We start from the raw sequence: 22013 nt of genomic DNA on the forward strand, positions 1-22013 counted from the left end.
AAGTTTAGAGTAAGCTTAAGGATTCAAACTCAGCTTTATTGAGGGCGTGGATCGCCAGATCGTTACCGAATTCATCAAATAGTCTTTTTTCGCGTTTTAAGCCTATTTTTTCCATAACTCGAATCGAAGGCGCATTCACAGCCAAAGCAACGGTAAAAACACGCTGCATTCCTAACTCAGAAAAGCCTTTGTTGATGAGTGCTTTAGCTCCTTCTGTAGCATAACCTTTTCCCCAAGCTGCTTGGCGCAAGCGATATCCTAGCTCTATATCATCGCGATCGGCGAATGCAGAATTGAAGTAAGCTGCGTGTACGGCTGGACGCAAGTAGAACCAACCAATGAATGCTTGAGTTGATTTTTCAACAGCAGCCCAGCAACCGTAACTGTCGTATAGTTGGTAATAAGCAAGGTATTGTGGTAACGTTCGCGTTTGAATTGTTGTGTAATCTGGTAGTTGACCTGCGTCAGGTGTCAAGCGAGTAACTTGCGGGTCGCTATTGAGTTCAAATAAATTATTTACATCATCTTCGGTGAATTGTCGCAAAATTAATCTTTTAGTTTCTAAAAAAATCTTCATTTTTAAAGCGATCAAGGCTGTAATACTTAGTGTTTGAGGAAATTGACTCTATCCAGCACATTGTACAAAATAGTTAAGGGTGTCAAGGTTGAAGTTTGAGCTTGAACAGAGTTGCTGTAGCATTGATTTAATAAAGTTTCGCTAGCAGCAGTTCATATTTATTGTGCTGGCAATAAGTTAAGTACAAGCTTCGCACTATGGTGATGTGGTGGTAGGCATTGTTATCGTCTCTCATAGTAAACAGCTAGCAGCAGGAGTGCGGGAACTTGCAGCACAAATGGTTAGTGGTGACGTTGCGTTAGCTGTCGCTGCTGGTATTGACGATCCAGATAATCCACTCGGTACAGATGCGATGCAAGTTTATCAAGCGATCGAGTCAGTTTACAGCGATGATGGTGTCGTTGTTTTAATGGATTTGGGAAGTGCTTTACTTAGTGCAGAGATGGCGTTGGAGTTTTTAACTGAGGAACAGTGCGAGAAGATTTATTTGTGCGAAGCACCACTCGTAGAAGGCGCGATCGCCGCAACAATTTCAGCAGCACAACTGAATTCTATTGAACAAGTACTCGCCGAAGCGCGGGGCGCGTTAACTGCTAAAGCCGCACAACTTGGAATTGATGTTATTAGTGATACACTGATAAGTCCCCAAAATCCTCCACTTGTGAATGATAGAGAGGCGAAAGAACATTCACGCACTGATAACCCCTACACACTCCAAATTCAACTTACAGTCGCTAATCGATTAGGCTTACACGCACGTCCCGCAGCACGGTTTGTGACAACAGCAGCCAAATTTCAAGCGCAGATTAGAGTAAGAAACGTAACAAGGAATACAGACTTTGTTCAGGCAAATAGTATCAATCAAGTTGCGACATTAGGAGTGCGTCAAGGACATGAAATTGCGATCGCGGCGACGGGGATTGACGCAGAAGCGGCTTTAGCTGCGTTGCAAGAATTAGTTACGAATAACTTTGGTGAAGATGACAGCGATTTGATACCGACAGTTATTGATAGCAGTGAGACTGTAGAAGGAGAACTCCTTGGAATTCCTGCGTCTTCGGGAGTTGCGATCGCACCTATTTTTCAATATCGTCCGACAACTGTCCAAGTCGAAGAATACATCGTTGAGGATACAGCCAACGAATGGCAAAGAATACAGACAGCAATTCAAACTGCTACCCAAGATCTGCAATCATTACAAAGTGCAAATCAACTCGGCGACAAAGCGGAAATTTTTAGCGCGCATTTACTTGTGCTACAAGATCCTGCATTACTCGAACCTGTACACCAGCGAATTTTTAGCCATCACCAAAATGCAGAATTTGCATGGAAAAGTACAATTGATGAGTTAGCACATAACTTTGATACCTTAGAAGATGCGTATTTGCAAGAACGCGCGAATGATATTACTGATGTAGGACAAAGGGTATTGCGATCACTGCGTGGAATCACAACACCAACAATTGAACTCACGCAACCGAGTATCGTCGTCGCGACTGATTTAAGTCCTTCTGACACCGCGCAGTTAGACACAACAAAAGTATTAGGAATCTGTACAACGCGCGGTAGCGCAACTTCACACACCGCAATTCTAGCGCGTAGTCTTGGTATACCCGCTGTCGTGGGTGTCCCTGCCGCAATTCTACATCTAGCAAATGGTACACTGCTCGCAATTGATGGTGCAAGTGGCAAAGTTTGGCTAGAACCTGATACAGATACAATCGCAAGACTACAAGCTAGGCGCAACGCTGGATTACAAGCGCGACAACACGCGCAAGTTACCGCACATCAACCGGCAATTACTCGCGATCGCAAGCGCGTTACAATCGCGGCGAATATTGGTAGTGTCGCTGAGGCGAAAATAGCAATCAAAAATGGTGCTGACGGTGTCGGATTACTCCGCACTGAATTTCTCTATCTCAATCGCACAACTGCACCTACCGAAGAGGAACAATTCGCAGTTTATCAAGCGATCGCTGAAGTTTTAGATCGTCGCGCTTTAATCGTGCGGACTTTGGATATTGGTGGTGATAAACCACTAGATTATCTTGGATTACGCGCAGAATCGAACCCTTTTCTCGGTAAACGCGGTATTCGGTTTTGTTTAGAACATCAAGATATTTTTAAAACGCAGTTACGCGCGATTTTGCGGGCTAGCCACGGACATCAAATTAAAATAATGTTTCCGATGGTTGCGACTGTGCAAGAAGTACAAGCCGCCAAGGCAATTTTAGCCCAAGTGCAAACTCAATTGCGACAAGCAAATATTCCTTTTGATGAGTCAATGCAAGTAGGAATTATGGTAGAGACTCCGTCCGCAGTTGCGATCGCCGATCAGTTAGCTACCGAGATTGACTTTTTCAGTATCGGTACGAATGATTTAAGTCAGTATGTCATGGCGGCGGATCGGACGAATTCCCAAGTTGCAATGCTGGCAGATGCTTTACATCCTGCGATATTACGCTCAATTGAGCAAACGGTGCAAGCTGCACATTCTTCTGGGATTTGGGTGGGTTTGTGTGGAGAATTAGCCGCTGATACTTTGGCGACACCAATTCTAGTGGGTTTGGGATTAGATGAACTTAGTCTCAATTCGCAAGCGATACCGATGGTGAAACGGGCGGTTAGTGAGTTGAGTACAGTGGAAGCGGAAGCGATCGCGCAAAGGGCTTTGAAGTTAGATTCAGCAAATCGAGTTAGAGAGTTGGTGAGTTCGTTTTACACAAATGAGGAGGTGGAGAGAAAAACCCAAAGATGAAACGAACCACAGAGGAGGCGAAAGGTGCAAAGGTGGTGCGATCGCGGACTTCGTCGCCCCTTGTTGTAGCAACTGGCGTCAAAGTGTCCGTAGATGCAGAGGAAAGAAATAGGGAGATTTTGTCGAAGTAGAGGTTGCTAGTATAACAATTTAAGGGCTTCTTTATATACGGTCGGAGGTCGGTTGGAAACGTAAAATTATTACGAGGCTTGTTATGATATCCCACACCGCCATCCAAGTCGAAAATCAATTGCTTGCAGTTCTGCCGAGTGAGGAATATCAACGCTTAATCCCTCATTTGGAACTTGTCTCGCTTGAGCGCGACCAGGTACTTTATGAACTTGAAGAGTTTATTGAATATGTTTATTTCCCTAGTCAAGCGCTGGTTTCTTTAATCACTATTATGGAAAATGGTGCAGTCGTTGAAGTTGGTGTAGTTAGTAGAGAAGGTTTGGTAGGATTACCTGTGTGCTGGGGAGGAAATACCACAACCAATCAAGCGATCGTGCAAATTCCTGGAACTGCGCTGCGACTAAAAGCAGAATATCTCAAAAATGAATTTGACCGAGGTGGCAAATTACAAAACATTATATTGCGCTATATGCAAGCACTTTTTACACATACTTCACACTCTGCTGCTTGCAATCGCCTTCACACGATTGAACAACGTCTTGCACGTTGGTTACTCACAGTTCAAGACCGAGTACAATCAGACGAATTACCCCTAACGCAAGAATTTCTTTCTTATATGCTTGGTACGCGCAGATCTGGTGTAACAGAAGCAGCAAGTGCGTTAAGTCAAGCAAGAATGATTACTTACAGCCGAGGCAAAATTAAGATTCTCGATCACCAAGCTTTAGAGTCAGCGTCTTGCGAGTGCTACCAAGTTGTCAAAAAAGAATTTGCACGTTTGCTAGGAACTAAATATCTTAAATAAGTAATCTGTTCTACTTTTCTGTGTCCTCTACGCTGAAGTTCGATTTGTTCAAATCACACCTTAATAATCCTTAACAACTTTCCTCAAAAGCCTTCAATTGCTCCTCAGTAATTCTACCAGCTTTATACAACGTTTCTGTAATTTCAGAAAGCGTTAATACTGAATGCGCGCGATAACCATTCTGGCGTAACCGATCTTTGACTCCTTGTTCGTGATCCATAAATACAACAATATCTTCTACATTCAATCCCGCTGATTCAAGTTTTGCGGCTCCTTCCATTGCGCTTTTTCCACTAATTAAAATATCATCAACGACAACAACGGTTTCGCCAGGATGAAATAATCCTTCAATGAGCCGTCGCGTACCATGCGCTTTAACTTCTTTGCGCGGAAAAATCATCGGGCGATTGAGATGCAAAGCTAACCCTGTAGCAGTAGGCAAAGAACCGTAAGGAATGCCTGCGATACGATCAAAGTTTAGATTTTTTAAAATGTCTGCATAGGCTAAAAGAATTTGATGAAAAATTTGGGGATTAGAAATAATTTTACGTAAGTCTATATAGTAAGAAAATGTTGCTCCTGAAGCTTGCACAAAATTACCAAATAAAATACATTCAATATCATACAGTTGCAAAATAAGATCAAAATGTGGCTGTTTATCAAGTAGGCAAACATCTGGCAACCAAACAGAACAATTTGAATCTTCCTGGCTGTTTTCTAAGCGAATTTGATTAATTTCTTGACGTAGCGAATAAATTTCTTTAGCGGGATTATCTTGACTTAAAATATCTTGAGGAACAGGAATAAGTAAACCGCTACCATTTGCATTTAAACCCGCAGTTAAAAGTTTATTAATATTACCTCCTTCTGCCCAGATGCTACGCGTAAGTATCAATCTTTCCGGCGCAATCGCACGTATCTGACTCAAGACTTCAGAACTTGTGGTTCCGACTTCAAATCCGAGTTGTTCGGGAGTTCCCCACGTTTTTGCTTCTCTTGCTAAATGTAAGTAGAAGGGTGATGAGTTTTGCGGATATTGCTGTAAAGCGATCGCTCCAGGATTAGAAGTACAGCATAAAACAAATACGGCTTTATCAGGATGAACTAAAAACAACGCTGCATGATCTTGTCCTGCGTAGCCATTAATTGTAACTGCATCAACTTGCCAGTTTTGAAAAATCGTGCGCGCAAAGGTTGTACTCGTATTTAAGTCGCTATGCTTGGCATCTAAAATAATTGGAATATCGTCGGGAATTGCGGCTAAAGTACGTTCAAGCAGTTCTAATCCTCGACTACCTAAAGCTTCGTAAAAACCAAGTGTCGGTTTATACGCACAAACTAAATTAGCGGTTTCAGAAATGAGAAATTGCAGCCATGTCCACAAGTCTTCGATCAAATCTCCCGTTTTATGCTGCGGCATCATTTCAGGATTAGGATCGAGTCCGACAAACAGCAAGCTATCATTCCGCGCGATCGCCGTATTTAATTTGTCAAAAAACGTCATAACTATCTCGATTAGTCAGCTAGGGTATCATCGCTTCACTCCTCACCCCTCACATCATACACGTGTCAAGCAGAGCTTGGATTTTCTATCCGCAAGCTGTAAAATTGCATCATGAAACAGCTAATTGTCATTACAGGAGTGAGTCGCGGTCTGGGATTGGCAATGACCGAGGCGTTTATCAAAGCAGGGCATACTGTTATTGGTTGTGCGCGATCGCAAACAGCAATAGAAAAACTGCGTCAGCAATTCGGTTCACCGCATAGTTTTACCGTCGTTGATGTGGCGGTAGATCAACAAGTAGCAGATTGGGCAAAACACGTACTCGCAAACTACAAACCACCCGATTTATTGCTGAACAATGCAGGCGTTATCAATCAATTAGCGCCTTTATGGAAAGTAACTGCGGAGGAATTTGCGCGCGTTATCAATGTGAATATTATTGGCGTAACTAATGTCATTCGCCACTTTGTTCCTGCAATGATCCAAAGAAAGCAAGGCATCATTGTCAATTTTAGTTCGGGTTGGGGACGTTCGACTTCACCAGAAGTTGCACCTTATTGTGCTTCTAAGTGGGCGATTGAAGGCTTGACGCGATCGCTTGCGCAAGAATTACCAGATGGTATGGCAGCAATTCCCCTCAATCCAGGAATTATTCACACCGATATGCTAGAAATCTGTTTTGGCGAAGAAGCAGCTGATTACACACCTCTACAAGAATGGAGTCGTCAAGCTGTTCCTTTTCTACTGCAACTAAATTCAAGATACAATGGTTCGCCATTAACAGTTCCTCAATAAGCTACAATCGCGTGTAAACCTTTGACTAATCGTTCTACACCCTCTTTGGCTGTTGCTTCTTGTAATGCGCCATAGGCGACGCGGAGGTAACAACCGCGATCCATACCAAATGCTGTCCCTGGAAGTACTGCGACTCGATGTTCGCGGATGAGGCGTTCGGTTAATTCAAAGGGATCTAATTGCGCATGTACCTTGAGGAAAAAGTAAAAAGCACCATTCGCGGGTGCAATTGTACACAAGCCTTGCAGGGCGTTCAGTGAGTGTACAACAACTTGACGAACATTGGCGATCACTTGAATATGACTTTGGCAATAATTAAATCCTGTTTGTAATGCACCTAATGCGGCGTATTGAGAAATGACGGGCGGACAAATCAAGTTTGTGTCTTGAACTTTTTTGATGGGAACCAGTAAGTGTTCGGGAATCACCATGTAACCAATGCGCCAACTCGCAAATCCATAGGCTTTAGAAAGACTGTATAGCGATATTGTGTGTGTATGACTCTGAGAAAACGCCCCAGGTGAAACGTGTTTGACGCCATCGTAGGTAAAGTATTCGTAAGCTTCGTCACTGATGTGATAAATTCCGCGATCGCGACACAGTTGATTAACTTCCCGTAATGCTGCTTCTGAATAAACTGCACCAGTCGGGTTATTCGGTGAAATTGTCACCACAGCTTTGGTTTTTTGTGTAATTGCTTCGGCAATCGCTTCGGGGCGTAATTGGTAATTTTCATCAGTCGCTACAAATACCGGATGACACCCTGCAATTTGGACTGCCATTTCATGATTGAAATAGTAAGGTGTCTGGAGAATTACTTCATCACCCACTGAAGTAATGGCTAGCAGCGCATTCAGAAATCCCATATTGCTACCAGCCGTTACCATAATGCATCGCTTGTCAAGCGCAATATCATTAAAAGTTTGCAGTTTTGTTTTGATTACTGCAATCAGAGACGGAATACCTTCAATAGCTTTGTATTGATGATTCGCTGGATCGGCAAAGAATTGAGTGAGATTTGTCGCTTCCGGTGGTGGTGGATAGTATACAACACCTTGCCCTAAAGAAATTGTGCCAGGAAAACTGCGAATCAGTTCTCCCACGATCGGAATCACTGGCGACTGTACCGCCTGCATCCGCGACGTTGTTACGGTTTCCATTGTCTGCGATTCGTACGTCAATCTCCCAAATTTAGCGCGTTGGCGGTTTCTTTTTCCAGAAAAGTTTCGTTCCCATCTCTGTCTTTGCCGAAAAGATGAGGTAAGCAACGAGTAAACTCGCACCAACAAGAAAAGGAATTAAGTCAGCGTTCATGAACTCATTTTAAGAGATGACGCTACGCACGCCCGTGGTTTCAGTTTCAGCTTGAGTGCGATCGCATTTCTTGCAAGTCTATTCCACAGTTACTGATTTTGCTAAATTTCGTGGCTGATCGACGTCTAAGCCGCGACGCGCCGCAATATGATATGCCAAGAGTTGTAAAGGAATTACGCTAATAATTGGTGACAGTAATTCTTCCACCGCTGGGACAGGAATCAAGTCATCAAAGGTTTCCGCTGCTTCGGAATCGTCCATTGAAGTTACCCCAACTAGACGCGAGTCACGCGCTTTGGCTTCTTGCGCATTAGATAAAACCTTCTCGTAAACACTACCAGGCATTGCGATCGCCACTACAGGCACTTTAGCATCGAGTAACGCGATCGGACCGTGTTTAAGTTCTCCAGCCGGATAACCTTCCGCATGAATGTAGCTGATTTCTTTTAACTTCAGCGCAGCTTCCAAAGCGATCGGGAAATTAATACCGCGTCCAATAAAAATAAAGTCTTGCGTGTCGTTAAACTGATGCGTCAACTCTTGAATATAACGTTCTTGGCTTTCTAAGATTAATTCAATTTGCGCGGGTAATTGACGTATCCCTGCCAGAATTTCTTGCAAACGCTGTGGCGATAGTGTTTTGCGGCGAAAGCCCAAATCTAACGCTAAGCAGTAAAACGCCAACAATTGAGAAATAAAACTCTTCGTTGCTGCTACACCGATTTCTATTCCTGCGTGCGTATCAATCAAGTGCGGCACGATTGTTGCAATCGAACTATCGAGGCGGTTAGTAATTCCTAATAATCTAACTTGGTACTCTGGCGGTGCATCTTTACGGCGTTCTTTTTCCATCGCCAATGCGGCGAGAGTATCAGCGGTTTCTCCCGATTGGGTAACGCCCATCATGAGTGTATTGGCGGTTAAAGGTGGTGGCGCGTAGCGAAATTCTGAGGAATATTGCACCGTTGTGGGAATTTCTGCTAGTTGTTCGAGTAAGTACTTCCCAATTAAACTCGCGTGCCAACTTGTACCACAAGCAACGATTTGAACTTGCTCTAGGTTGGCGTATAGTTGTTCTGGTAGATTGAGTTTGATTGGTGTTTCACTCGTGTCTGGATTCCAATCGTGTTTGAGGTAAGCTTCGATAAATGTTCTGACAACTCCCGGTTGCTCGTAGATTTCCTTGAGCATGAAGTGTCGGAATCCTTGTTTTTCTACCATGACTGGATTCCAGTTAAGCGTACGAGGGTGTTTTTTCAGGCGATCGCCTGAAAAATTATACACTTCTACACCCAAAGGTGTTAACTTCGCCACTTCTCCATTTTCTAGTGTCAATACTGCACGCGTATGCGGTACTAAAGCGGGAGTATCCGAGGCGCAGAAAAATTCTCCTTGCCCAAAGCCAATTGCCAGTGGTGCTTGTTGACGGGCGATGATGAGTTCATCAGGGTAGTCAGCAGAAATGACGGCGATCGCAAACGCTCCTTCAAGTTTGTTTACCGTTTGTCTAACGGCTTCTAGCAGCGGTGAAGTGTGGGGATTTTGCGAGGATTGATTGTCTTTGAGAAATTGTGCAATGAGGTGCGGTATAACTTCAGTATCAGTTTCTGAGCGAAACTCATGTCCTAGTTCTTTAAGTTCTTCGCGTAACTCGCGGTAGTTTTCGATGATACCATTTTGCACAACTGCTACACGCCTTGCCACATCCATGTGCGGATGGGCATTGTATTCTTCTGGTTTTCCATGCGTTGCCCAACGCGTGTGTCCAATGCCAATTTGTGCAGGGTTCTCGATTTGTTCTAACTTTTCGCGCAGGTTGTGGAGTTTGCCTTTAGCGCGGACACAATGAATTTCACCTTCAAAGACTGTGGCAATTCCTGCGGAATCGTAGCCCCGATACTCTAGTTTTTCTAGCCCAGCAAGTAAAATTTCTGTAGCTGCTTGAGTGCCAATATAACCAACAATTCCGCACATTCTACAACACCACTCTTCTTTAAATGCTCTGCCTCTCAAAAGTACATAACGATTTTTAAATCGTCAAGAATTGAATTCTTCATTAAATAAATAGAATTTTTACCCCTACCACAGAAGTATTGTGGTTGATTCTACCTTGAGAAAGAAAAAGGGGAATCAAATTTCCCCTACCTTTGACTTGAATTGAATTATGTGTATTGCGATGTTTACTATGGAATTTGATTTCGTCCACAGTGAAATTCAAGGGAACTTCTCAATAGGCGAGACCCATACTCCGTGTCGTTTCAGCATTACTGAGATAAACTCGAATGCTTAAGAAGTCAGTAGGACACGCAGTTTCACACCGCTTGCAACCTACACAATCTTCAGTTCGCGGCGATGCAGCAATCTGACCAGCTTTGCAGCCGTCCCAGGGAACCATTTCCAACACGTCTGTTGGGCAGGCACGAACGCATTGAGTGCAGCCAATGCAGGTATCGTAAATTTTGACGCTATGAGACATTGAATAAAGGCTCCAAACGAGTCGTTTTTTCTGACAAACTCATAATCAACGCATAGTTTACCGCACAGAGGAAGTCGCTTTCAGCAAAAGGCTACAGAACTTTAAATTCTGTAATAGAAAAGGGTCAGGGGTCATACCATGTCACTCAGCAGCGCTCATTTGGGGTAACTGTTGCGTAAGTCCTGTTTAAATGAAGTTAAAAGCTAGTAGTTGATGACAGTGGATCTTGATTCTCTTTTGCAACCTTTTCAGCGCTTTGGCGTTCACCTGGGATTGGAACGCATCGAGCAATTATTAGCAAATCTCGGTAATCCGCAGCAGCGAGTACAAATCATTCATGTTGCTGGAACGAATGGTAAAGGTTCGGTGTGTGCTTACTTGTCTTCGGTGTTGACTCAGGCGGGTTATCGCGTGGGGCGTTATACATCTCCGCATCTCGTTGATTGGACTGAACGAATTTGTATTAATGAAAAGCCAATTACGCGCGAAGAGTTAGCAAAATTGTTGCTGCACGTGCAAAATGTGATTCCTTCACAGCAAGAATTGCCTACGCAGTTTGAAGTTTTTACGGCGGCGGCTTGGTTGTATTTTGCCGAACAGCAAGTAGATATCGCCGTGGTAGAGGTGGGATTGGGAGGACGCTTAGATGCAACGAATGTTTGTTCGATGCCACTTGTTAGTATTATTACTTCGATTAGCCGCGAACATTGGCAACAGCTAGGACCGACCTTAGCAGATATTGCGCGGGAAAAGGCGGGAATTTTGAAGCCTGGGTGTGCGGCGGTTGTGGGACCTTTACCACCAGAGGCGAAAGCGGTGGTGCAACAGCGGGTTAAGGAGTTGGGGTGTGCGGCTGTGTGCGTAAAGAAGGCTTTGGAGATACAAACGACAAAAATGCAGAGATGGGCGGAGTATGAGGGTATTAAGTATCCTTTGCCGTTGTTGGGAGAGTTTCAGTTGGTCAATTCGGCGTTGGCGATCGCTGCTATACAAATCTTGCAAAAAAAAGGATGGAAGATATCGCTAGCAGCAATTGTGGAAGGAATGGCAAAAACGCAGTGGTTGGGACGGGTACAGTGGTACGCTTGGCAAGGTCGTGAGTTACTAATTGATGGGGCGCATAATCCGGCTGCGGCGCAAGTGTTACGTCAATTTGTCGATACTCTCGATGTTGCTTCAGTAACGTGGGTGATGGGAATGCTTTCAACAAAGGATCATGGCGATATCTTTAAGGCATTGTTGCGATCGCATGACCGTTTATTTTTAGTTCCTGTCCCCGATCATAGTTCGGCTGACCCTGAACAATTGGCACGACTTGCACAAAAAATCTGTCCTCAATTATCTGAGTGTTCTACTTATTTAAATGTAGAAACTGCACTGACATCTGCAATCGCCACATCCGATAACCTCATTGTGCTATGTGGTTCGCTGTATCTTGTCGGTCATTTTCTCAGTTCACGCTTCCACTAGCCACTAATCACTAACCACTCACCCCTGTTAAAATCCAGTTAATTTTTAGTTAATCTTCCATAGTAAATTTTATGAGTCATGATGTCTTAGACGTGCGGAATTTGCATATTGAATTTTTGGGTGATGACAAGCAAGTTAAGGCTGTTGACGGAATTTCGTTTCAGGTGCAACGCGGTCAAACGCTAGGAATTGTCGGCGAGTCAGGATCGGGTAAATCCGTTACTTCTTTAGCGGTTATGGGGTTGATTCCGTCGCCAGGGGTGATTACAGATGGTGAAGTTTGGTTTCGCGATCGCAATCACGGTAGTGAACCCGTTAATTTACTTGAACTGCCGCCCGAACGAATGCAAAAATACCGAGGCGGACAAATCGCGATGATTTTTCAAGAGCCGATGAGTTCGCTTAACCCAGTTTATACAATTGGATTTCAGTTAATAGAAGCAATTCGGCAGCATCAAAATATCTCGCAAAAAGAAGCAAGAAGACAAGCGATCGCGCGGTTGCAAGAAGTCAAATTACTACCGAGTGATGATGATTTACGCCAACAGTACGCCGAGACAAAACAAGGTCAGCAAATTGATCCGCGTCAGCGCGAGTTTTTTATTCAGCAGCAAAAGCAAGCAATTCTTGATCGCTATCCCCACGAACTTTCTGGCGGTCAACTACAGCGCGTCATGATCGCAATGGCGATTTCGTGCGACCCCGCATTACTAATCGCCGACGAACCAACAACTGCATTAGATGTCACTGTACAAGCAACAATTTTAGACTTGCTGCGCGAATTGCGCGATCGCCGTCAGATGTCGATGATGTTCATTACGCACGATTTGGGAATTATCGCCGAAATTGCCGACTCAGTTGCTGTAATGTACCGAGGCAAAATCGTTGAATGTGGTTCTGCTGAACAAATTTTTACGCATCCGCAACACCCCTATACTAAAGGTTTACTCGCGTGTCGTCCGAGTTTAGAAAAGCGATCGCAGTATCTTTTAACAGTCTCAGACTTTATGAGTGTCGGGTTAACGCGCACAGGCGAAGTCGAAATTCAAGCCAAAGAACCGACTTATCCACCACAAGTCAGTGAAGAAGCCTTAGCGCAACGCTTAACAAACTTACAACAACAATCGCCACTTCTCCAAGTCCGCAATTTACAAGTGGGCTTTCCGATCCGTAACGCATTTGGTCGAACCAAACGCTACTTTCTCGTCGTTAATGGCGTTTCTTTTGAAGTTTACCCTGGTGAAACGTTAGGACTAGTAGGCGAGTCAGGTTGTGGTAAAACGACATTAGGTCGTACTTTATTACGACTTGTTGAACCGATTGGCGGACAAGTCTATTTTGAAGGACGCGATGTAACAAATCTTAAGGGACGTCCTTTGCAACAACTCCGGCGCGAGATGCAAATTATTTTTCAAAATCCCTTTAGTTCCCTCGATCCGCGCATGAAAATCGGTGATACAGTGATGGAACCACTCGTCATTCATGCCGCAAGTCAATCGCATCGTCAACGCCGCGATCGCGCCGCTTATTTATTAGAACGCGTAGGCATCGACCCGAAACAAATGAATCGCTATCCGCATCAATTTTCTGGCGGTCAACGTCAACGCATTTGTATTGCTAGAGCACTCGCGCTCAATCCTAAGTTTATTATTTGTGATGAATCGGTGTCATCACTCGATGTCTCGGTACAAGCACAAGTTTTGAATTTGTTGAAAGAATTGCAAGCCGAGTTTAATCTTACCTATATTTTTATTTCGCACGACTTAAGTGTTGTTAAGTTTATGAGCGATCGCATCTTAGTCATGAATCGCGGACAAATCGTCGAACAAGGCGCAGCAGAAGAAATTTACCGCGATCCGAAAGAAGAATATACGCGATCGCTGATTGCCTCAATTCCGACAGGAACTCGCGATCAAATTCGCACGCGCCCTGCGTTAAATCAGGTAATAGGTAATGGGTAATGGGTCATTGCTGATAAACGATTTTTCCAATTACCAATCACCAATTACCAGTGACCAAGCAAGCAGTGATAGCCTACTACTTACAATTAAAGATAAAAAAGAATTCGTTTTGACTAGACGCAGAACATTAGACGTAATACAATCCTGCACGACTAGACATCTTAACTTCGGCTGGACAAGAATTTATTGCACGTTGGGGAGTGAAAGGCGTGGCTTTTTTAGGTTTCTTTAATCGGTTTTCGTTATCAAAAGATATGGGTATTGACCTTGGTACTGCCAATACCCTGGTATATGTTTCTGGTAAAGGCATTGTCCTACAAGAACCTTCGGTGATTGCGATCGATAAAAATGGCAAAATGCCGCCAGCAGTAGGCGAAGAAGCCAAACGCATGATGGGACGCACGCCTGGAAACGTCATTGTGACGCGCCCTTTACGTGACGGAGTCATTGCCGATTTTGATACCGCTGAACTCATGCTCAAGCATTTTATCCAACGCGTACACGAAGGTCGCATTGTCTCTCCACGCATGGTAATTGGTATTCCTACAGGTGTGACAGGTGTGGAACGACGCGCGCTGATGGATGCGGCAACGCAAGCGGGTGCAAGAGATGTATTTTTGATTGAAGAGCCTGTAGCCGCTGCGATTGGTGCGGGAATTCCTGTCACCGAAGCCGTTGGAAATATGATTATCGATATTGGTGGCGGGACAACAGAAGTCGCTGTACTGAGTCTTTTTGGCACAGTTGTGAGTGAATCGGTACGCGTGGCTGGCGATGAACTCAATGAAGCGATCGTGCAGTACATGAAGAAAATTTACAACTTGGTTATTGGCGAACGAACCGCCGAGGAAATCAAAATTCGTATCGGTTCGGCATATCCGACACGTAATGATGAAGAAAACGTCATGGAAGTACGCGGATTGCACTTACTCTCCGGTTTACCGCGCACTGTGACGATCAAAGAACCAGAAATTCGCGAAAGCATGATCGAACCGTTGTCTACGATTATTGAGGCAGTAAAACGAACACTCGAACGCACACCGCCCGAACTCGCCGCCGATATTGTCGATCGCGGAATTGTCCTTGCAGGTGGTGGTGCGTTACTCAAAGGACTTGATACATTAATTAGCCACGAAACAGGGATTGCGACTCATATTGCAGCTGATCCCCTAAGTTGCGTTGTGTTGGGAACAGGTCGAGTTTTAGAGAAATTTAAACAAATGGAACCTGTATTTAGTGCGCGATCGCGTACGATTTAAATTAAAGGGATCAAAAGTTGAAAGTCACAGATCAGGGAATTTCCCTGATATAAAACTTTGGCAAAATTCGTTACCATACTTTGTTGATTTGTGCAATATGCATAAGAAGAAATGTTAGAGATTAGGAGTTGGAATGTTCCTATAACCCTGACCTCTTCTCTACATACACAGTAATCATCCTGAGAGGATATAACTGAAAACGTTTCCTCCTACAACTGAATGAGAAGCTAAAAGCTGACTGCAAAACTATGTATATCATTCGTCGCTGGTGGGAGCGCTATGCTCTAACACTAGTGCTGGTAAGTCTGTCTTTCGTTACTGCCTGGGCAATCCGCCATACTCAGGGAGCAATTGTGCTTGAAGTTTACCAGATGCTAACGCGTCCCTTTCAATCGAATCCAAGTCAAGTTCTACACCTACACGATGCCAGAATTCAAGAACTAGAAACACGCGTCACTGAACTGGAAACTCAAAATCAACAGCTTGAGGAGTTATTAGGATATGTCAATAAGTCTTATAAAAAGATAGGTTCGTCACAAGCAGCGATCGCCGCCCCTGTTATCGGTCGCAGTGCAGATCAATGGTGGCAACAAATCACCCTAGGACGCGGTAGCCAAGCGGGAATCCAAGTTGGTAATATTGTGACTGCCCCAGGTGGACTAGTCGGCAGAGTCACAAGTGTCGCGCCGCACACGAGTCGTGTTTTATTAATTAGCGATCCTAGCAGTCAATTAGGTGTAACGATTAGTCGCAGCCGCTTTATGGGATTTTTACGCGGACAATCGGCAAATTATGCTGTAATGCAGTTTTTTGATAAAGTTCCCGATGTGCGTCTAGGAGATATGGTAGTCACATCGCCTTATAGCCAAATTTTCCCTGCTGGTATACCTGTAGGACGCGTTGAGTCGATTAACCTTCAAAAAAGTCCAGCCCCAGAAGCCGTAATTGCCTTATCTGCACCCATGTCTTACATAGAATGGGTCGTTGTCTCAACGAAATAGTGGCGAGTGAAAGAGAAGTTCATCATAGTATTCTTCCCCTACTCACCTCTTTCCCTGACCTCCGATCCCCGACCCCTGACCTCTCCTAAAGTACCACAAGGAGAATAAAAACTTTGAACCGTATTTCACGAGCTCGTTTGCATCAACGCCAAATAGTAAATTGGCTTGTTACAGTTGGCTCAGTTTTTTTATGCTTATTACTGCTACCAATGCGCTTACCAGGAATAGAACTAGCAGGAACTGCGCCCAACTGGTTACTGATCTGGGTTGTTGCTTGGAGTGTGAAGCGAACCGTTGTTCAAGGGGCGATCGCCGGAATCATCCTCGGTTTACTCCAAGATGGTATGACATCACCTTTGCCCTCACACGCGCTGAGTTTAGCTGTAGTAGGAATTATCACCGCTCGCCTACGCAAGCAGCGCTATCTTCAGGAAGACTTTATTTCGGTTGCTTTGATTGTCTTTGGTATGGCAGTTTTAGCCGAAGTGATTACAGCAGCGCAATTTAGTTTCTGGAGTGCAGCGATCGCGGGCAAATACACTGCTAGTATTAACAATTTCGCCGAAGTTTGGACGTACTACCAACGTGTTGCTTTAGCTTCTGCAATTGTGAGTAGCTTGTGGGCACCAGTGGTATACTACCCCCTAAATCGTTGGTGGGAAAAAATGAAAGACTAACTCAATAATTATTTCTCTCTACCCGCTGCTGTGATAACAATGGTCAAAATGGTTAGGACATTACAAAAGTTTTGAGTTATGAGTTTTAAATTATTCGCGTGATCGCGTGCAGAGGCATTATTATCAGTTTTGAGTTTTGAATTAAAGAACTTCTCACCTCAACACTTTTAACGAGTAACTCTTCTCGTCCTGACCTCTGACCCCTGCTCGTTGTTATTTCCACGCTCTACAATTAAGAATCAAAAATGGTACAGGCGGATTTACAACCAGAGGAAACCGAAGTCACCGACTTTGATCGGGCAATGATGCAGCGGTGTTTGCAACTGGCGCGCCGCGCTTTAGGTCGCACCGCACCGAATCCGTTGGTAGGATCTGTCATTGTCCAAGCTGGAGAAATTGTTGGGGAAGGGTTTCATCCTGGTGCTGGTCAACCTCATGCAGAAGTTTTTGCTTTGCGTGCCGCAGGCGATCGCGCGCGTGGCGCTACGGTATACGTCAATTTAGAACCTTGCAATCACTACGGACGTACTCCCCCGTGTTCTGAAGCGTTAATCGCCGCCGGAGTTGCGAAAGTCGTTGTGGGCATGGTTGATCCGAATCCACTCGTTGCTGGCCGTGGCATTGCGCGGTTACGCAGTGCAGGAATTAAAGTTGTTGTCGGTGTAGAAGAAGACAATTGCCGTCAACTCAACGAAGGCTTTGTACATCGCATTCTGCATCAACGACCGTTTGGTATTTTAAAGTATGCAATGACCTTAGATGGCAAAATTGCGACGAGCAGCGGTCATAGTGCGTGGGTTAGTAACCAAAGCGCGCGAAATCTCGTTCATCAACTACGCGCGGCGTGTGATGCAGTAATTGTCGGCGGGAATACAGTCAGAAACGATAATCCCAGGTTAACTAGTCGTCAGGCAGAGGCACACAACCCCCTACGGGTGGTGATGAGTCGCACACTTGACTTACCTACCGAAGCCTATTTATGGCAAACCGCAGAATTTCCAACGCTCGTGTTGACAGAAATAAACGCTAATCCTCAATTCCAACAGTTCCTACGCCAAAAAAATGTCGAGGTGGTAGAATTGCCATCGCTGACACCAACTCAGGCAATGGCAAACTTATACGCACGCGGTTTTTCAGCGGTATTGTGGGAATGCGGCGGCAGGTTAGCAGCACGCGCGATCGCCGAAGGATCAGTGCAAAAAATTCTCGCCTTCATCGCGCCTAAAATTATTGGTGGCAGCGGCGCACCATCACCCATCGGCGACTTGGGTTTAACAAATATGAATCAAGCACTTGCGCTCGAACGAGTGCGCTGGCAAACTATAGGGTCAGACTGCTTGGTAGAAGGTTATTTACCGCAAGACAGCAGTTTTTTGGTGCAGAATTCTCATTAATTGCAATAATAGACATTCAATATGCTCGAAATTGTAGTTTGTAGTTTGTTCGTCGGTAGTCTAGGTTTTCAGGCGGTGGTGCTTGGTGGCTGGATGCACTGGCAGCAACGTATACTAGCTCATCAAGAAGAAGAGGAGGAAATCTTGACGCAATACGAAACTAAAGAAAATACACTCATCGAGCCACAATCACAACAAAATGGCGCTGCGAAGCAATCGCTTAAAGATCCGCGTCTCGTCGGTTGGGAATTTAAAATTGTCCGCGCTAACCGCAACGTATTTCGCGATTCACAGGTTCTGCAAAAGTTGTGTCAAGAAGAAGCAGAATCAGGTTGGATTATGTTAGAAAAACTTGATGATCGCCGAATTCGATTCAAGCGACCAATTGCTTTACGCGAAATTGTCAAATCAGAATATCTCAAGCACGAACCATATCGCAGCCATTACGGTCCATCTTGGCAACCATTAAACTGGTTTGCGGCGATCGCTGTTTTGGTAGCCATGACCTTACCGGCTTATCTTGGTTATGCCCTAGTTTCTCGTACCTTTGCTTCTTCAAGTCAAACACAACCATTACCTGCCGCGTTTCCTCCCCTGGAACCAACATCAGAGCAGTAGCAGTTTTGTCGATCAAGAAGCTTGCCGATTTTCTGCCAAATCGCGAATTAAGTTTAACCGCGAGCGAATATAGTCGCTGAGAATATCAAGTTCGCTTTGATTTAGCGACGTTTTCAACTTGGTTTGCTTGAGTAACCACTGCACTAGATGTGCATCATCGAGTTTTAACAGAGTGTTTGACTGTGTTGTTTCAACTACAGACCAAAGCTGACGCAGGACTGTGGGAGTCATAAAACCTCTGCTGAAAAAATTAAGATTTCCTTTATCTTTTACGAGAATACCCAACGAAACTACTATTTTGCACAAGACCACACAACACGACACAAGAGTTACAAATTACTTAACAAAGCGATCGATAACTTGACAAAATCGCTTATTTTAGTCTCGCGGTTTTCGTTAAATGCCGTACGCTAGTGGCGAATAATGACCGCCTAATAGCCCTCACTTGCGCTTGAAACAAGCAATTTCTCGCTATACCTGCTTGCTTAACAAAAACCAACAGACTGCTCCAAGCTTCCCCAAATTTCTTAAACTTAAGGTGAAGTCAATCGAGGGAGTTTCAGTATGAGTACTGAAAATATCGAACAAGAAGCTCGCGAAGCAATGGTACAACAACGCCAGCAAGAGGAACATTTACAACAATCAATGTTAAGCCGTTCTGAGGCAGAAGTTAATACACCACCTGGTAGTCATACCGCAGAAGAAGCTAGAGAATTAATGATTGAACAGCGCCAGCAAGAAGAACAGTTACAACAGTCGATGCTGAGCCGTTCTGCTGCGGAAGTCGGTCTATCGAACGCGCAGCCTTCTCAAGATTAGTGTGTGTTAAATCAACGTGAGTTTGACAAAAAAGAGTTTAGCGCCAAGAAAAACGCTACCAAGCTAAGATTCTGTGAAAGCGGTTAGCAATTGGTACTTATAGCTAATAAATTGAATTCAGCCGTAGCTGATCGAAGAACCGCATCACATCTACATTTTACCGCCAGGATAGCTGTCGTTAGCTATCTTGGCTCAGATAAATTGCAATTAAAAAAGCAGATTTAAGCTACCTTATTCATCTTGTCAGGGTCTTGAATGCCACGTAGCTTGTACCATGTCTGCGTGATTCTTTGCCACCACGATTGACGATTTATCCCTAGTGCTTTGTTGTAACTCGTGTATGACTGTTGATAGCGACCTAGATAATGCAACGCCGCACCGCGAATCAGCCATGCTTCTTGATGCTTAGAGTCTAGTTCTAAAGCTTTTTCACAACTGCTTAAAGCTTCAGAGTAGCGTTCTAAATGTACCAGTACTACTGCGCGTAATACCCAACTACTCGGATCGTCTTCTCGAATCGTCACAGCTTTGTCTAGGTTAGCTAGCGCTTCTCGATAGTGACCTGAGTTAGCTAAAGCTGCACCTCTAGCAAACCAAATTTGGTAAATATTCGTTGGATCTGCTGTTTTGTCGAAGCTAGTCATTATTACAGCCATAGTAAGTACATCACATCAGGTAAGCCCACAACCTCAAGGTAGTCTACTTAGTACCTGATCGTGCTGTTGAAATTACGGTAACTATTGTAAATATTTCAACAATATATTGAAAGTGGCGATCGCCTAGCAAACTGTATCGGTTATATCCAGTGCCTGTGACAGCAGCAAGGCAAAAGCAAACACAGGATAAGTATAGAATTAATGAACTCTTGCCCGCGTTAAAATTCCTTGACGAGGACTGAATAATAAAGCCAGCAGAAATAATCCAGAAACTACTAGGACAATCGCTGCACCCGAAGGAATATTTAAATAGTAGCTAAGATACATACCACTAACACTACTGACAATCCCGAACCCCGCACCTAATATCATCATTTGATGGAGTTCTTTCACAAGTAAGTAAGCTGTAGTTCCAGGACCAATTAAGAGAGATACAACAAGCACAACTCCCACCGCTTGCATACTAGCAATAATTGTTAAAGTAATTACGGCAGTTAGCCCAAAATGAATTAAATTTACGGGTAATCCCATTGCTTGCGCTCCTAAAGGATCGAAGGTATAAAACAGCAATTCCTTATAAAAAACTTTGACTAAGAGGAGGACAATAACTGTAATAAATAAAGTGCGCCACACATCTGAATTAGTGACGCCTAAAATGTCGCCAAACAGAAATTGATGTAGGTCTATTTTACTTCTCAAAACAGTAATTAATGTAATTCCTAATGCTAAGAAACCTGAGAAAACTAATGCCATTGCCACATCAACTTTGACACGAGATTGTGACTGAATCCAAGCAATAACAAAGGTGCTGAATGTACCAGAAACAAAGGCTCCTAGAAAGATATCCATACCAAAGAAAAACGCGATCGCAAGTCCTGGTAACACCGCATGAGCAATGACATCGCCTAATAAGCCCATCCGTTGTAAAATTAAATAGGTTCCCACAACCGCACACAAGATTCCGAGTAAAACCGCAGTTGCGATCGCTTGACGCATAAATTCAAAACTGAGCGGTTCAGTTAACCAATTCATAGAGTATTCAATAGTCAATAAAGAGTACTGTTTAGGCAAAAAACTGCTTGCTTAAAAGTAGCAAGCCATCGCCGTACGTGCGTTGTATATTTTCTGCGGTAAAAACTTCTCTCAACGAACCATTCGCGATGATTTTGCGATTCAAAAGTAATAGGCGATCACACTGCGTTAATGTACCACCCAAATCGTGCGTAATCAGTAACAAAATTTTTCCTTGGTCTTTTAGTTCCTCAAAAACCTCAAACATAATTGATTCTGTCTTTTTATCAACTCCTACAAAAGGTTCGTCAAAAAAGAACAATTCCGCCTCTTGCGCTAGTGTACGCGCTAAGAATACGCGCTGTTGCTGTCCTCCCGACAATTCTCCAATCACCCGCCGTCGTAAATCATAAATTCCAACACGTTCCATCGCCGCCGCAACAACTTCTTTCGCTTGACGGCTATGTTCGCGCAACCAACCCGTATGCACGGTGCGTCCCATCAAAACAACACGTTCTACAGTAATTGGGTAGTCCCAGTCAATCGCGGATCTTTGCGGTACATAGGCAACTGAGTGTAATTGCTGTTTGAGCGATCGCGCCCTGTACCTCACTTTACCACTCGCCGTTGGGACTAAACCCAAAATACCCTTGACAAGTGTACTTTTTCCTGCTCCATTTGGACCAATCACGCCAACAATTTGCCCTGGTTCTAAGCAAAAGCTTACATCCTCAACAGCAGAAATTCCTTGGTAGTTGACAGCTAAGTGCTGAACCTCTAACATGG

22 protein-coding genes are annotated in these 22013 nt (G+C 44.2%); 12 read left to right on the forward strand and 10 right to left on the reverse strand.

The window, feature by feature from the left end:
- Positions 1–4: 4 nt before the first annotated feature.
- Positions 5–577: a GNAT family N-acetyltransferase gene (locus NIES1031_RS01080; protein ID WP_073547697.1), complete on the reverse strand. Its 573-nt coding sequence runs from the start codon at positions 575–577 to the stop codon at positions 5–7.
- A 208-nt stretch (positions 578–785) separates the two neighbouring features.
- On the opposite strand from NIES1031_RS01080, the gene ptsP reads away from it, so the two are divergent.
- The 3 genes from ptsP to NIES1031_RS01090 all read left to right on the forward strand — a co-directional run bounded on the left by ptsP (position 786) and on the right by NIES1031_RS01090 (position 4272).
- A complete protein-coding gene (ptsP, locus tag NIES1031_RS01085) occupies positions 786–3335 on the forward strand; it encodes a phosphoenolpyruvate--protein phosphotransferase (protein WP_073547829.1) in 2550 nt (849 codons plus the stop codon).
- On the forward strand, positions 3332–3466 hold the full coding sequence (locus tag NIES1031_RS25890; RefSeq protein WP_269085982.1) for a hypothetical protein: 135 nt from the start codon (positions 3332–3334) through the stop codon (positions 3464–3466). The genes ptsP and NIES1031_RS25890 overlap by 4 nt, the downstream gene beginning before the upstream one ends.
- An 83-nt stretch (positions 3467–3549) precedes the next feature.
- The gene (locus NIES1031_RS01090) at positions 3550–4272 is read left to right on the forward strand and encodes a Crp/Fnr family transcriptional regulator (protein ID WP_073547698.1); all 723 of its coding nucleotides are present in this window, start codon (positions 3550–3552) and stop codon (positions 4270–4272) included.
- A gap of 70 nt (positions 4273–4342) precedes the next feature.
- On the opposite strand, the gene NIES1031_RS01095 is transcribed toward NIES1031_RS01090, so the two are convergent.
- On the reverse strand, positions 4343–5776 hold the full coding sequence (locus tag NIES1031_RS01095) for a bifunctional orotidine-5'-phosphate decarboxylase/orotate phosphoribosyltransferase (RefSeq protein WP_073547699.1): 1434 nt from the start codon (positions 5774–5776) through the stop codon (positions 4343–4345).
- A 111-nt stretch (positions 5777–5887) separates the two neighbouring features.
- On the opposite strand from NIES1031_RS01095, the gene NIES1031_RS01100 reads away from it, so the two are divergent.
- Positions 5888–6571 carry an SDR family oxidoreductase gene (locus NIES1031_RS01100; RefSeq protein WP_073547700.1) on the forward strand — a complete coding sequence of 228 codons (684 nt, stop codon included), beginning with the start codon at positions 5888–5890 and terminating at the stop codon, positions 6569–6571.
- Here the strand turns inward: NIES1031_RS01100 and NIES1031_RS01105 are convergent.
- The 4 genes from NIES1031_RS01105 to psaC form a co-directional block, all read right to left on the reverse strand.
- Positions 6565–7731, reverse strand: coding sequence for a pyridoxal phosphate-dependent aminotransferase (locus NIES1031_RS01105; RefSeq protein ID WP_073547701.1), 1167 nt, complete (start codon positions 7729–7731; stop codon positions 6565–6567). The genes NIES1031_RS01100 and NIES1031_RS01105 overlap by 7 nt on opposite strands.
- Before the next feature lie 31 nt (positions 7732–7762).
- Complete coding sequence (locus NIES1031_RS25895) at positions 7763–7885, reverse strand: hypothetical protein (protein WP_269085983.1); 123 nt, start codon at positions 7883–7885, stop codon at positions 7763–7765.
- A 78-nt stretch (positions 7886–7963) separates the two neighbouring features.
- Positions 7964–9859 (reverse strand): glutamine--fructose-6-phosphate transaminase (isomerizing), encoded by a 1896-nt coding sequence (gene glmS / locus NIES1031_RS01110; RefSeq protein ID WP_073547702.1) that lies wholly within the window; start codon positions 9857–9859, stop codon positions 7964–7966.
- 253 nt (positions 9860–10112) lie between these two features.
- The gene (psaC, locus tag NIES1031_RS01115) at positions 10113–10361 is read right to left on the reverse strand and encodes a photosystem I iron-sulfur center protein PsaC (protein ID WP_015189585.1); all 249 of its coding nucleotides are present in this window, start codon (positions 10359–10361) and stop codon (positions 10113–10115) included.
- Positions 10362–10580: 219 nt separating this feature from the next.
- On the opposite strand from psaC, the gene NIES1031_RS01120 reads away from it, so the two are divergent.
- From NIES1031_RS01120 to NIES1031_RS01150, 7 genes are all read left to right on the forward strand, one after another.
- Positions 10581–11831, forward strand: coding sequence for a bifunctional folylpolyglutamate synthase/dihydrofolate synthase (locus tag NIES1031_RS01120; RefSeq protein WP_073547830.1), 1251 nt, complete (start codon positions 10581–10583; stop codon positions 11829–11831).
- 71 nt (positions 11832–11902) lie between these two features.
- Positions 11903–13792 (forward strand): ABC transporter ATP-binding protein, encoded by a 1890-nt coding sequence (locus NIES1031_RS01125; RefSeq protein WP_073547703.1) that lies wholly within the window; start codon positions 11903–11905, stop codon positions 13790–13792.
- Positions 13793–14046: 254 nt separating this feature from the next.
- Entirely contained in the window at positions 14047–15051 is a 1005-nt protein-coding gene (locus tag NIES1031_RS01130) for a rod shape-determining protein (RefSeq protein WP_041918661.1), read from the forward strand.
- A 248-nt stretch (positions 15052–15299) separates the two neighbouring features.
- Positions 15300–16052: a rod shape-determining protein MreC gene (mreC, locus tag NIES1031_RS01135; RefSeq protein ID WP_073547704.1), complete on the forward strand. Its 753-nt coding sequence runs from the start codon at positions 15300–15302 to the stop codon at positions 16050–16052.
- A gap of 113 nt (positions 16053–16165) precedes the next feature.
- A complete protein-coding gene (gene mreD, locus NIES1031_RS01140; protein WP_178378016.1) occupies positions 16166–16729 on the forward strand; it encodes a rod shape-determining protein MreD in 564 nt (187 codons plus the stop codon).
- A gap of 245 nt (positions 16730–16974) precedes the next feature.
- A complete protein-coding gene (gene ribD, locus NIES1031_RS01145) occupies positions 16975–18123 on the forward strand; it encodes a bifunctional diaminohydroxyphosphoribosylaminopyrimidine deaminase/5-amino-6-(5-phosphoribosylamino)uracil reductase RibD (protein WP_073547706.1) in 1149 nt (382 codons plus the stop codon).
- A 21-nt stretch (positions 18124–18144) separates the two neighbouring features.
- On the forward strand, positions 18145–18741 hold the full coding sequence (locus tag NIES1031_RS01150) for a hypothetical protein (protein ID WP_073547707.1): 597 nt from the start codon (positions 18145–18147) through the stop codon (positions 18739–18741).
- 12 nt (positions 18742–18753) lie between these two features.
- Here NIES1031_RS01150 and NIES1031_RS01155 read toward each other — a convergent pair whose 3' ends face one another.
- Positions 18754–18972: a hypothetical protein gene (locus NIES1031_RS01155; protein WP_015189707.1), complete on the reverse strand. Its 219-nt coding sequence runs from the start codon at positions 18970–18972 to the stop codon at positions 18754–18756.
- A 333-nt stretch (positions 18973–19305) separates the two neighbouring features.
- On the opposite strand from NIES1031_RS01155, the gene NIES1031_RS01160 reads away from it, so the two are divergent.
- Positions 19306–19560, forward strand: a complete 255-nt coding sequence (locus NIES1031_RS01160) for a hypothetical protein (RefSeq protein WP_073547708.1) — start codon at positions 19306–19308, stop codon at positions 19558–19560.
- Between the two features lie 221 nt (positions 19561–19781).
- Here the strand turns inward: NIES1031_RS01160 and NIES1031_RS01165 are convergent, their stop codons facing one another.
- The 3 genes from NIES1031_RS01165 to NIES1031_RS01175 form a co-directional block, all read right to left on the reverse strand.
- Positions 19782–20204 carry a tetratricopeptide repeat protein gene (locus NIES1031_RS01165; protein WP_178378017.1) on the reverse strand — a complete coding sequence of 141 codons (423 nt, stop codon included), beginning with the start codon at positions 20202–20204 and terminating at the stop codon, positions 19782–19784.
- A gap of 210 nt (positions 20205–20414) precedes the next feature.
- Complete coding sequence (locus tag NIES1031_RS01170; protein WP_073547710.1) at positions 20415–21248, reverse strand: metal ABC transporter permease; 834 nt, start codon at positions 21246–21248, stop codon at positions 20415–20417.
- Positions 21249–21279: 31 nt separating this feature from the next.
- Positions 21280–22011: a metal ABC transporter ATP-binding protein gene (locus NIES1031_RS01175; protein WP_073547711.1), complete on the reverse strand. Its 732-nt coding sequence runs from the start codon at positions 22009–22011 to the stop codon at positions 21280–21282.
- Positions 22012–22013 lie beyond the last annotated feature (2 nt).

Source organism: Chroogloeocystis siderophila 5.2 s.c.1, from assembly GCF_001904655.1.
In the GTDB taxonomy this organism is placed as follows: domain Bacteria; phylum Cyanobacteriota; class Cyanobacteriia; order Cyanobacteriales; family Chroococcidiopsidaceae; genus Chroogloeocystis; species Chroogloeocystis siderophila.